Genomic DNA, 11,855 nt, shown 5'->3' with positions numbered 1-11,855 from the left:
CTTACTCTCCATCCTCGTGACGACGATCTTCAGATACTGCACGCTCGATCAACGCAGACAGTTCCGCTCCGCGACGGATGCTCTCATCATAATGAAAGCGCATTTGCGGGATCGTCCTAAGCTTCATTGCGCGTCCTAACTGCTGACGCAAAAAGCCAGAGGCTTCATTCAGAATCCCTAAATTCTGGGCAATATCCTTAGACGAATCTTTACCCAAAACAGTAATAAATACTTTGGCGTGGGAAAGATCACGCGCCACATTGACGCCAGTAATCGTTACCAGGCCCAGACGAGGATCTTTAATTTCCCGCTGAATCAAAAGCGCTAACTCACGCTGCATCTGATCACCGATGCGCTGAGTACGAGTGTATTCTTTAGCCATCTTCGCTCTCTCTTAAAGCCAGGTGCTGTTAAAAAGACGAAGCTGGAAGCTGCCTTGCGGCAACTTCCAGCTCCTGGCTTTTCGCTTGCGTGAATTACAGCGAGCGTGCTACTTCGACCTTCTCGAAAACTTCGATCTTATCGCCGACCTTAACGTCGTTATAGCTCTTCACACCGATACCGCATTCCATGCCGGCACGAACTTCAGCCACGTCATCTTTGAAGCGACGCAGAGATTCAAGTTCACCTTCAAAGATCACAATATCTTCACGTAGAACACGAATCGGACGATTGCGATGGACCATGCCTTCAACAACCATACAGCCTGCAACAGCACCAAACTTCGGCGAGCGGAAGACGTCACGAACTTCTGCAATGCCCAGAATGTTCTCGCGAACATCGCTGCCCAGCATACCCGTTAGCGCTTTCTTAACATCTTCGATAATGTCGTAGATCACGTTGTAATAACGTAGATCCAAACCTTCCTGCTCAATGATCTTACGAGCACCAGCATCGGCACGAACGTTAAAGCCGAAGAGAACCGCATTAGAAGCCAGCGCTAAGTTCGCATCACTTTCAGTGATACCCCCTACACCACCAGCAACAACACGCACCTGAACTTCATCGTTACCCAGACCACTTAGCGAGCTTTGCAGAGCCTCTAGAGAACCGCGCACATCGGACTTGAGAACGATGTTAAGCGTCTTTTTCTCGTCTTGGCCCATGTTTTCGAAAATATTTTCGAGCTTGCCTGCCTGAGCACGTGCCAGCTTGACCTCACGGAACTTACCCTGACGGAACAAGGCAACTTCACGCGCTTTTTTCTCATCGGTCAGAACAGTCAGCTCATCACCGGCATCCGGCGTGCCATCCAAGCCAAGAATTTCGACGGGGATGGATGGGCCTGCCTCTTTGATCGGCTTGCCGTTCTCATCGAGCATGGCACGGATACGACCGAAGTTAACACCGACCAGGGCCATATCACCCTGACGCAGAGTACCGTTTTGCACCAGAACAGTAGCAACCGGTCCGCGACCCTTATCAAGGCGCGACTCAATTACTACACCACGACCTGGAGCCGAAGGTGTTGCAGTCAATTCAAGAACTTCAGCCTGCAGAAGAATGGCTTCTAACAGCTCATCAACGCCAGTACCTGCTTTGGCAGATACATGAACAAACTGAGTATCACCGCCCCACTCTTCTGGGATGACATCACGCCCAGCCAGATCATGTTTAACACGGTCCGGATCTGCATCAGGCTTGTCGATCTTGTTTACTGCAACAACGATCGGCACACCAGCAGCCTTAGCGTGCTGGATAGCTTCTTCTGTCTGTGGCATGACACCGTCATCGGCAGCGACAACCAGAATAACAATGTCGGTTGCCTGAGCACCACGAGCACGCATGGCGGTAAATGCTGCGTGACCAGGGGTATCCAGGAACGTCACCATGCCACGATCAGTGTTTACATGGTAGGCGCCGATATGCTGGGTAATGCCACCCGCTTCGCCTGCTGCAACCTTGGCGCGACGGATGTAGTCCAGCAAGGAAGTCTTGCCATGGTCAACGTGACCCATGACCGTAACCACCGGCGCACGGTGAACCTGCTCGCCCTCGAACTTGAGGGACTCAGCCAGCTGCTCTTCCAATGCATTTTCGCTAACCAGCTTAACCTTGTGACCAAGCTCCTCAGCAACCAGCTGAGCGGTTTCACGATCCAGCACTTGGTTGATCGTGGCAGGCGAGCCCATCTTAAACATGAACTTGATGACTTCAGCTGCCTTGACAGACATCTGCTGGGCCAGCTCAGCAACAGTAATTGTTTCGCCTAAAGCGACTTCACGAACAACCGGCCCTGTAGGGTTCTGGAAGCCATGCTGGTTACGCTTTTTGAGCTTGGACTTGTTTCGGCCGCCACGGCGACCGCCAAAACCATCATCTTCATCATCGCCGGCGCTACGAACAACGCGCGGACTACTAACCTTATCCTTCTCCTTCAAGGAAGGACGGTGCTGTGCATGCTTGCGATCGCGACGCTCATCCTCATCCCGCTTGCCTGCTACAGGCGGCGCTACGGGACGACGCGGTTCTTCGCGCTTACGCTCATCAGATGCAGCTGCCGGCGCTGCCGGTGCTGCTTTATTTGCAACCACTTCTTCCACTACTTCCTCGGGCTTGGTTTCTGTAGCGGCTTTCGCAGCCGCTTCTGCCACTTCTTGAGCGGCCTTGGCAGCAGCTTGCTGGCGAGCTTCTTCTTCAGCTTTAAGGCGAGCTTCCTCTTCGGCCTTCAAGCGAATCTCTTCTTCTGCTCGCTGGCGAGCTTCTTCTTCGGCCTTCAAGCGAGCAGCCTCTTCGGCCTCGCGCTGCGCCTCAAGCTCACGCTGCTGTTCGGTCGCCAACTCATCGGGACTTTGCTTGACGTAGGTCTTCTTTTTACGGACTTCGACATTAACCGTCTTGCTTCCAGACACCTTCAATGTCGTTTGAGTCTTGCGCTGGAGCGTTATTTTACGCGGTTCGTCCAGCTTGGTGTTTCCTTTCAGATGAGACAGCAGTTTTTGCTTTTCAGTGTCGGTCACAACCTGGTCTGCACTGCTATGGGACAGACCCGCTTCCCGCATTTGCTGCAGCAGGCGTTCAACCGGTGTATTGACCGTTTGGGCCAGTTCTTTCACCGTGACTTGCGTCATGCACTCTTCTCCTCAGGCAGCACCGCTCACTCAAACCAATGGGCACGGGCAGCCATGATCAACTTGCCGGCACGCTCTTCATTCATGCCGTTAATATCGAGCAGATCATCAATGGACTGCTCGGCAAGATCTTCGCGATTGGCAACGCCTCGCTGCGCCAGCTCAAGCGCGAGTTCCTCAGTCATGCCTTCGAGACTAAGCAAATCTTCTTCCGGCTTCTTGTCAGCCAGTTGTTCTTCCGTCGCGATGGCACGGGTTAACAGGCGGTCCTTAGCCCTATTACGAAGCTCATTGACGATGTCTTCATCGAAACCATCAATATTGAGCATTTCCTCCATGGGAACGTAGGCGATTTCTTCGAGCGTGGTGAAACCTTCTTCAACCAACACTTGAGCCAACTCTTCATCTACGTCCAGTTCGTCTACAAACTGCTGAAGAATATCGCCCGTCTCTGCCTGCTGCTTGGCCATGATGTCCTCTTCGGTCATCACGTTCAGCGTCCAGCCTGTCAATTGACTTGCAAGGCGAACGTTTTGGCCACTACGACCAATAGCCTGAGCCAAATTATCAGCGGCAACTGCGATATCCATGGTGTGGGTATCTTCATCAACAATGATTGACGCAACCTCAGCAGGCGCCATGGCATTGATAACGAACTGAGCAGGGTTGTCATCCCACAAAACGATGTCTACTCGCTCACCGCCCAATTCGCCAGACACGGCCTGGACACGCGATCCCCGCATGCCGATACAGGCACCCTGCGGATCGATACGCTTGTCTTTCGAGCGCACGGCAATTTTTGCACGCGAGCCTGGATCCCGAGCAGCGGCCATAACATCAATCAGCTGCTCAGATATTTCCGGTACTTCAATCCGGAACAGCTCAATCAACATTTCAGGCGCTGTGCGCGACAGGATTAGCTGAGGGCCACGATTTTCCGTACGGATTTCCTTGAGCAGTGCACGAACCCGAACGCCAACACGGAAGTTTTCCCGTGGGATGATCTGATCACGAGCCAGTAAGGCTTCTGCATTGTTGCCCAAGTCGACGATTACATTGTCTCGCGTAACTTTTTTGACTGTACCAGAAATGATCTCACCCACTTTTTCCCGGTAAGCATCAACAATCTGAGCACGCTCAGCTTCACGCACTTTCTGGACAATAACTTGCTTGGCTGTTTGAGCCGCGATGCGGCCGAACTCTATGGATTCGATCTTTTCTTCAATCAGATCGCCAATCTTGGCATCTGGATTGATTTCCTGAGCCTCATCGAGCGTCAGGTTTGCTGCTGGATTATCAAAGTCTTCATCTTTGACAACTGTCCAGCAGCGAAACGTTTCATAACTACCGTTGTGGCGATTAATAGCCACACGCAGCTCTACATCTTCTTCGTAGCGTTTCTTTGTGGCAGTGGCCAGGGCTAGCTCCAATGCCTCGAAAATGACACCGGGCGGAACACCTTTTTCATTGGAAACCGATTCCACTACCAGTAGAACTTCTTTACTCATCGTACGCCTCGCCTGTCGCAATCCTTTGGGATCCGCGGATTTGCGCCTTATTCAAATCGGGGAATGACATTAGCCTTATCGATCATCTCGACGGGAAGCAGATATTCATGGTCATCAACCTGAACCACGACATCCTGTTCTTCCACACCGCGCAAAAGGCCTTGAAAATTGCGGCGGCCTTCATAAGGCGAACGAAGCCTTATTTTTACTTGCTCACCGACAAAAGCGTTGAATTGCTCAAGAGTGAATAAAGGTCTATCCATACCTGGAGATGAAACCTCCAAGGTGTATTCGCCCGGAATAGGATCTTCTACGTCTAAAATCCCGCTAACTTGACGACTGACTTTTTCACAGTCCTCAACCAGAATTCCGTTTGAATGATCGATATAGACCCTTAGCAGAGAATGCCGGCCCTGGGAAATGTACTCGATGCCCCAGCATTCATAGCCAAGCGCTTCGATGACGGGGGCCAGCATGGCTTGCAACTGTTCTAGCTTGCTCGACACCTGGTTGCCTCACGCATGCTGTGCAAATAAAAAATGGGCGATAACGCCCATCCCTTGTGGTCGCTGCAAGAACGCACGACCTGATTGTTCAGCTAACAAAAAGCCCCTATAAAGGGGCCTTTGTTGACTGGTTGCGGGGGCAGGATTTGAACCTACGACCTTCGGGTTATGAGCCCGACGAGCTACCAGACTGCTCCACCCCGCGTCAAAGCTGGAGCGAAAGTATAAGAAAGAGTCTCTTTCAGGTCAATCTACTTACGCTCACGACACTATTTTCAGTGTCTAAATATGGTGCCGAAGATGGGACTCGAACCCATACAGCCGTTGGCCACTACCCCCTCAAGATAGCGTGTCTACCAATTCCACCACTTCGGCAAAAACTTCTTACTATTTCTGATTTCCCGGAACATCACCTTCTGAGGATGCCGAAGGTTTCTGCTGTGGCATGGGAACATCATCATTTGCCGCAGGCTTCTGAACTTCAGGCGCCTGCTGCATGGCTGCAGGCTTAGGAAGCCCCACTTCCTGCAACGCGTTGGCTTTTTCCTTAGCGAAATAAGCCAAACCTAAACTAGTAGCAAAAAAAACCGCCGCCAGTATAGCAGTAAAACGACTCAAAAAGGTAGCAGAACCTTGGCTTCCAAAAACAGTACCCGAAGCACCTGCACCAAAAGAAGCACCAGCGTCCGCACCTTTACCCTGCTGAAGAAGAACTAGGACAACCAGTCCCAGCGCCATTAGCAGATGCACGACAACAACTAGAGTTTCTAACATCATTTACTTCCAGCAGCGTGATAAATCACGCCAAATTCATTCGCATTTAGGGAGGCTCCACCTACAAGCCCACCATCGATATCAGGCATACCGAACAATTCGGCAGCATTACCGCCCTTTACACTTCCACCGTATAGCAGCCGAACTTTATCAGCCACAACATTGCTATAAGAGCGGATAAACTGTCGCAGTTCCTGATGCACCGCCTGAGCTTCATCAGGAGTTGCTGTCAATCCTGTACCTATCGCCCATACAGGCTCATAGGCTACAACCGCAGACTCAAAAGCCTCGATACCCAGCACATCTATTACAGATTTGAGCTGCCCTTTAACAACGTCAAAGGTCTTACCAGCTTCTCGCTGCTCTCGAGTCTCACCAACACAAAGGACCGGCACTATACCCATCTTTTGGGCTGAAGCAAACTTTTTTGCAACCGTATCGTCATCTTCTAGCAAGATCAAACGACGCTCGGAATGCCCTACAAGGACATATCCACAGCCCACATCACGCAACTGAGAAGCTGCTATCTCACCAGTGAGCGCACCTTGCTCAGGCTGCACGGCACAATCTTGCGCGCCGAGGCCTATACTACTATCCGCAAGGCCTACCTCTACCTGATCAATAAACAGAAATGGCGGAAACACTACCATCTCAACTTCATCAGACAAGGCGAGCTTACTCAACCCTTCTATCAGCTCGGCTACATCTGCACGTGTTCCGTGCATTTTCCAGTTACCAGCGACCAAAGGCTTGCGCATGCTAATGCCTCAGTGAGCGAAGTGGGCGCAGATATTATCTAAGTTTTTTTGCTTTGACAAGCCAAATCAAGCACATACCTCACTTACCAGCTTAGCCAAGGCTTCTGCATGCTTGTGAACCTGGCGTTCGTCGCTGCCTTCAACCATTACTCGAACAAGCGGTTCTGTTCCCGACTTACGCAGTAAAACACGCCCTTTACCCGCCATTTGCTCGGTCACTTCTGTACATGCTTTTTGTACGTCAGGATGCGCCAAGGGATCTACGTCTCCGGAGTAGCGCACATTGATAAGCACTTGAGGATACTTTTTGAGGCCCTTACGCGCCTCTGCCAATGTTTGCCCAGCGCGCCTCAATGCCATCAAAACCTGCAAAGCGGAAATAATGGCATCGCCCGTTGTGGTGTACTGGCAACATACAATGTGACCAGAACTCTCGCCACCTAGCGTCCATTTCTTGGACAAGAGCTCAGCCATGACATAGCGGTCGCCGACCTTGGCCCTGGCAAATGGAATTCCCAACTCAGCCAGACCAAGCTCCAACCCCAGATTGCTCATCTGAGTACCCACGACCCCACCATCAAGGCGATTGCGGCCCTTGAGATCCTTCGCAATCAGGAACAAGAGCTCGTCCCCATCAACGATTGCGCCTGTATGATCAACCATCAACACACGATCACCATCGCCATCAAAGGCAATACCAAGGTCAGCATGCTGATCCCGCACAGCCTTCTGCAGCTCGCCTAAATGAGTAGAGCCGCAATTTTTGTTGATATTGAGACCATCTGGCTGAGCACCGATAACACTAACCTGAGCACCCAGCTCACGGAAGACACTTGGGGCAATCTTGTAAGTCGCACCGTGAGCACAGTCGACTACGATCCGCATACCAGCAAAACTGGTACCCGCTGGCACACTACTTTTGCAGAACTCTATATAGCGCCCTGCGGCATCATTGATACGAGACACTTTACCGATGCGAGCAGACTCCACAACAGTCATCGGCTGATCCAGTAACTCCTCAATCATCAGCTCTACCTCATCAGGCAACTTAGTGCCCAACCCGGAAAAGAACTTGATCCCGTTATCGTAGAACGGGTTATGGGAGGCACTGATAACAATGCCGGCATTAGCCTGGAATGTACGTGTAAGATAAGCGATACCTGGCGTTGGCATCGGCCCTAAAAGCATGACATCTGCGCCAGCGGCTGAAAGGCCGGCCTCAAGTGCAGATTCGAACATATAACCAGAGTTACGCGTATCCTTACCTACTAAGACACGACAGATACCCTGACTACGAAACGCAATGCCCGCAGCCCATCCCAACTTCAACATAAAGTCAGGCGTAATGGGATACTCACCTACGCGACCACGAATTCCATCTGTTCCAAAATACTTTCTAGCCATTGCTATCGCCTTGCCTTAAGCCTGCTCTACCGCAGCAATCATTTTTATAACATCAACCGTCTGCTCTACATCATGCACCCGGATAATACTGGCTCCCTTGGCAACCGCGAGTGCAGCTAAAGCGAGACTGCCATATAAACGCTCTTCGACAGGTTTGGTCAGGACCGCCCCGATCATGCTCTTACGTGAAACGCCTACTAACAGCGGCAACGCTAGCTCAAACAACTCTGGCATACGCTTGAACAGAACAAGGTTATGCTCAAGCGTTTTGGCAAACCCGAAGCCAGGATCAAGAATAAGTTGGTCGCGACGAATCCCTTCATTTTCACAAGCAGCAACCCGCTCACTCAAGAAGGCAATCACATCGGTAACCACATCCTCATAATGAGGGTTTTGCTGCATTGTCCCAGGCTCACCCTGCATATGCATCAGACAGACAGGTAAGCCTGCTGCAGCGGCAGCCTCAAGCGCACCGGGACGCTTCAAGGCACGCACGTCATTAATCAGTCCCGCCCCCACCTTTGCACTCTCAAGCATCACCTGAGGTGAAGAGGTATCAACCGAAATGATAACGTCCAATTCTTTAGATATAGCTTCAACTACAGGCACTACCCGACTGAGCTCTTCGTCCTCTGAAACAGCAGGAGCTCCAGGCCTTGTTGACTCGCCGCCAATATCAACAAGGGTGGCACCTGCCGATACCAAAGCACGTGCATGAAACAGCGCGCTATCCAAGGTATTGAACCGGCCGCCATCAGAAAAGGAATCAGGGGTGACATTGAGGATCCCCATGACATGGGGATGTGATAAATCAAGAACCCGACTGCCGCAAAGCAGTCGGGTTTGGATTGAAACAGGAATCATGGAGAAATTAGTGCTCGCCTGCCGGTCCACCTATTGGTGTTTCGGGACGACTATCTCCTTGAGTAGCATTGGTGCCGGTAGGACCTGAACCGTCCTGCCAATCACGCGGCTCCCTCGGTACACGACCTGCCATGATGTCGTCGATCTGATCAGCATCAATCGTCTCGTACTTCATCAGAGCGTCAGACATCATTTCCAGCTTGTCTCGATTCTCATCCAACAGACGCTTGGCTGTGTTGTAACAGTCATTGATGATTCGCCGGATTTCAGAGTCGATCTCTTTGGCTGTCTCACCTGACATGCTGCCGCTACCACCACCCGAACCACGACCCAGGAAGCTTTCACTTTCTTCCTCACCGTAGAGTAGCGGGCCGAGCTTTTCAGACAAGCCCCACTTGGTGACCATATTGCGAGCCAACTGAGTAGCGCGCATGATGTCATTCGAAGCGCCAGTAGTGACACCTTCGAAGCCAAGCGTCATCTCCTCAGCGATTCGTCCTCCAAACAGCGAGCAGATCTGACTCTCCAACGCCCGTTTGGACAGACTGTAACGATCCTCCTCAGGCAGGAACATGGTTACACCTAAAGCGCGTCCACGAGGAATAATCGAGACCTTGTAGACAGGGTCATGCTCAGGCACCAGGCGACCTACGATAGCGTGCCCCGCCTCGTGATAAGCAGTGTTGCGCTTCTCCTTCTCGGACATGACCATTGTCTTGCGCTCTGCGCCCATCATGATCTTGTCTTTGGCCAACTCGAATTCACGCATATCTACGGTGCGCTTATTGGAACGCGCTGCAAATAGAGAGGCTTCGTTTACCAGATTGGCAAGGTCAGCGCCCGAAAACCCCGGGGTGCCACGCGCAATAACAGCGGCATCCACACGATCTCCCATTGGAACTTTCCGCATGTGAACCTTAAGGATTTGCTCACGACCACGAATATCTGGAAGACCTACTACGACCTGACGATCGAAGCGACCCGGGCGTAGTAAAGCAGGGTCAAGTACATCAGGACGGTTGGTAGCAGCTATGACGATAATACCGTCATTCATTTCGAAGCCGTCCATCTCAACCAGCAATTGGTTCAGGGTCTGCTCACGCTCATCATGACCACCGCCCATACCCGCTCCACGGTGGCGGCCAACCGCATCGATCTCGTCGATAAAAATAATGCAGGGCGCATGTTTTTTCGCCTGATCAAACATGTCACGAACGCGGCTAGCACCAACGCCCACGAACATTTCAACGAAGTCGGAACCTGAAATAGTGAAAAAAGGTACCTTGGCCTCACCGGCAACAGCCTTTGCCAACAGGGTCTTGCCTGTACCGGGCGGACCTACCATCAGCACACCACGAGGAATACGTCCACCCAGACGCTGAAACTTACCGGGGTCACGCAGAAACTCTACCAGCTCGGTAACTTCTTCTTTCGCCTCATCACAGCCAGCAACGTCTGCAAACGTTGTTCGCACCTGATCTTCAGATAGTAGTCGTGCCTTGCTCTTGCCGAAGCTCATGGGGCCGCCGCGTCCACCTGCGCCGCCTTGCATCTGCCTCATAAAGAACATGAACACGGCAATGATCACCAGAATCGGGAAGCTCGCTACAAGTAGCTGCGTCCAGATGCTCTGCTGTTCAGGCATTTTGCCTTCAATGACCACATTATTGTTGACCAGATCACCAATCAGACCGTTGTCCTGAATAGCAGGCCGAACCGTCTTGAACGTATCGCCGCCACGATGTTTTCCCGTGATGACGTAACCGTCGACAGTCACACGCTCAACCTGACCGTCCTTCACTTGCTGAATGAAGTCAGAATAATTGAGCGTTTGCGGCTCATTGGGACTGGAGAAATTGTTCATCACCGTGACCAGTACGGCTGCGATGATGAGCCATAGAATCAGATTCTTTGCCATATCGTTCAATTGACTACCCTCTGAGCCGGCTTCGCTTGGAACCGTTCGTATCGAAACCGGCTATTGGCCGGTAAGTTACTACACAACGCTGACGCTGAGCAGCGGCCGTCTGTAACCCTTTATGAGATCCGTCGCTCTTCTCACTTTAGCTGAGACTTTCAGAAGAGTCTGCCGTTGCATCTGACTGCGCGTTACCTTTAGGCCTCGCACCAGCAAATACTGCTCATGCAGACGATCTTGTGACGCAGAAGACGTGCGCATAACAACCTTGTCGAAGTTCTCCCGCTCCAGCTTCAGGTAACTGCCAAACCCCTCGTCTTGAAATATTTTGATTAAGAATTCACCAGCCGGACGCAGTAGACACTGCGCAGGATCAGGCGCCAGCTTACAAAATACTTAGCTTGCAGCTGACTTACTGTACTCAAACCCCACATATTGGGGCCCTATCAGAAATAACAAGGTCTTCGGAAGCTCCACTAGTCGCCTCGCCAATTCGTTCAAAACTTTATGTTGCGCGAAAACACTCTGAACAATGTTACCTGAGCAAAAACACGCTGCTTTTCTGATCGAGCCACGCGTACTTTATCCTGTCCTTCTGGGCTATACCTAGCCGCTAGGGTACAATAGATACCTTTTCTCTGGGGTTTAATTATGGCTCTCAATCAAGAGCAGAAAAAGCAATTCAAATCTATCGGACACCATTTAAAGCCTGTATTGATAGTAGGTGAAAATGGTCTTACTGAAGGTGTACTGGCTGAGCTTGAGCGGGCACTCAACGATCATGAACTCATCAAGGTCAAGTTCAATTTAAGTGAGCGCGAAGATCGGCGAACCCTAATGGAAGAACTTTGCCAGTCCGCCAAATGCGACCTGATTCAGACCATTGGCAAAATGGCACTTATCTATCGCAAGGCTCAGCCGCAGAACCGTTCGCTTTCAAACGTAGTCCGCCACAGCCTGTAATGCCCGGGACGAATCAGGCATACAGATAATTGCATTCTGTCTGATGGGAAGAGAAAGCAGGCCCACCTTGGGCAGACCTCTCACCTTAA

General features: G+C 51.4%; 11 protein-coding genes and 2 tRNA genes. 1 reads left to right on the top strand and 12 read right to left on the bottom strand.

Annotated features, from left to right (window positions below):
- Position 1: 1 nt before the first annotated feature.
- The 12 genes from rbfA to JQR90_RS02350 form a co-directional block, all read right to left on the bottom strand.
- The gene (gene rbfA / locus JQR90_RS02405; protein WP_010796811.1) at positions 2 to 382 is read right to left on the bottom strand and encodes a 30S ribosome-binding factor RbfA; all 381 of its coding nucleotides are present in this window, start codon (positions 380 to 382) and stop codon (positions 2 to 4) included.
- A 94-nt stretch (positions 383 to 476) separates the two neighbouring features.
- A complete protein-coding gene (gene infB / locus JQR90_RS02400; protein WP_010796810.1) occupies positions 477 to 3,071 on the bottom strand; it encodes a translation initiation factor IF-2 in 2,595 nt (864 codons plus the stop codon).
- A gap of 26 nt (positions 3,072 to 3,097) precedes the next feature.
- On the bottom strand, positions 3,098 to 4,579 hold the full coding sequence (gene nusA / locus JQR90_RS02395) for a transcription termination factor NusA (protein WP_010796809.1): 1,482 nt from the start codon (positions 4,577 to 4,579) through the stop codon (positions 3,098 to 3,100).
- Between the two features lie 47 nt (positions 4,580 to 4,626).
- Positions 4,627 to 5,085, bottom strand: a complete 459-nt coding sequence (gene rimP / locus JQR90_RS02390) for a ribosome maturation factor RimP (protein WP_010796808.1) — start codon at positions 5,083 to 5,085, stop codon at positions 4,627 to 4,629.
- 128 nt (positions 5,086 to 5,213) lie between these two features.
- Positions 5,214 to 5,290, bottom strand: a tRNA-Met gene (locus tag JQR90_RS02385).
- A gap of 84 nt (positions 5,291 to 5,374) precedes the next feature.
- Positions 5,375 to 5,460 (bottom strand) — tRNA-Leu (locus JQR90_RS02380).
- Between the two features lie 12 nt (positions 5,461 to 5,472).
- Positions 5,473 to 5,859, bottom strand: a complete 387-nt coding sequence (gene secG / locus JQR90_RS02375) for a preprotein translocase subunit SecG (RefSeq protein WP_010796807.1) — start codon at positions 5,857 to 5,859, stop codon at positions 5,473 to 5,475.
- Positions 5,859 to 6,617 (bottom strand): triose-phosphate isomerase, encoded by a 759-nt coding sequence (gene tpiA / locus JQR90_RS02370; protein ID WP_286790295.1) that lies wholly within the window; start codon positions 6,615 to 6,617, stop codon positions 5,859 to 5,861. Before tpiA ends, secG begins: the two co-directional genes overlap by 1 nt.
- A 66-nt stretch (positions 6,618 to 6,683) precedes the next feature.
- Complete coding sequence (gene glmM, locus JQR90_RS02365; RefSeq protein WP_010796805.1) at positions 6,684 to 8,021, bottom strand: phosphoglucosamine mutase; 1,338 nt, start codon at positions 8,019 to 8,021, stop codon at positions 6,684 to 6,686.
- Positions 8,022 to 8,036: 15 nt separating this feature from the next.
- Positions 8,037 to 8,885, bottom strand: a complete 849-nt coding sequence (folP, locus tag JQR90_RS02360; protein ID WP_037030717.1) for a dihydropteroate synthase — start codon at positions 8,883 to 8,885, stop codon at positions 8,037 to 8,039.
- Between the two features lie 7 nt (positions 8,886 to 8,892).
- The gene (gene ftsH / locus JQR90_RS02355) at positions 8,893 to 10,803 is read right to left on the bottom strand and encodes an ATP-dependent zinc metalloprotease FtsH (protein ID WP_019366086.1); all 1,911 of its coding nucleotides are present in this window, start codon (positions 10,801 to 10,803) and stop codon (positions 8,893 to 8,895) included.
- A gap of 78 nt (positions 10,804 to 10,881) precedes the next feature.
- Entirely contained in the window at positions 10,882 to 11,136 is a 255-nt protein-coding gene (locus JQR90_RS02350; protein WP_434136218.1) for a hypothetical protein, read from the bottom strand.
- A 318-nt stretch (positions 11,137 to 11,454) separates the two neighbouring features.
- On the opposite strand from JQR90_RS02350, the gene yhbY reads away from it, so the two are divergent.
- Positions 11,455 to 11,766 carry a ribosome assembly RNA-binding protein YhbY gene (yhbY, locus tag JQR90_RS02345; RefSeq protein ID WP_010796801.1) on the top strand — a complete coding sequence of 104 codons (312 nt, stop codon included), beginning with the start codon at positions 11,455 to 11,457 and terminating at the stop codon, positions 11,764 to 11,766.
- The last annotated feature ends 89 nt before the right edge of the window (positions 11,767 to 11,855 follow it).

The organism is Pseudomonas sp. JZ114 (genome assembly GCF_051027705.1).
In the GTDB taxonomy this organism is placed as follows: Bacteria; Pseudomonadota; Gammaproteobacteria; order Pseudomonadales; family Pseudomonadaceae; genus Chryseomonas; species Chryseomonas luteola.
This window is presented reverse-complemented; position numbering and strand designations above follow the sequence as displayed.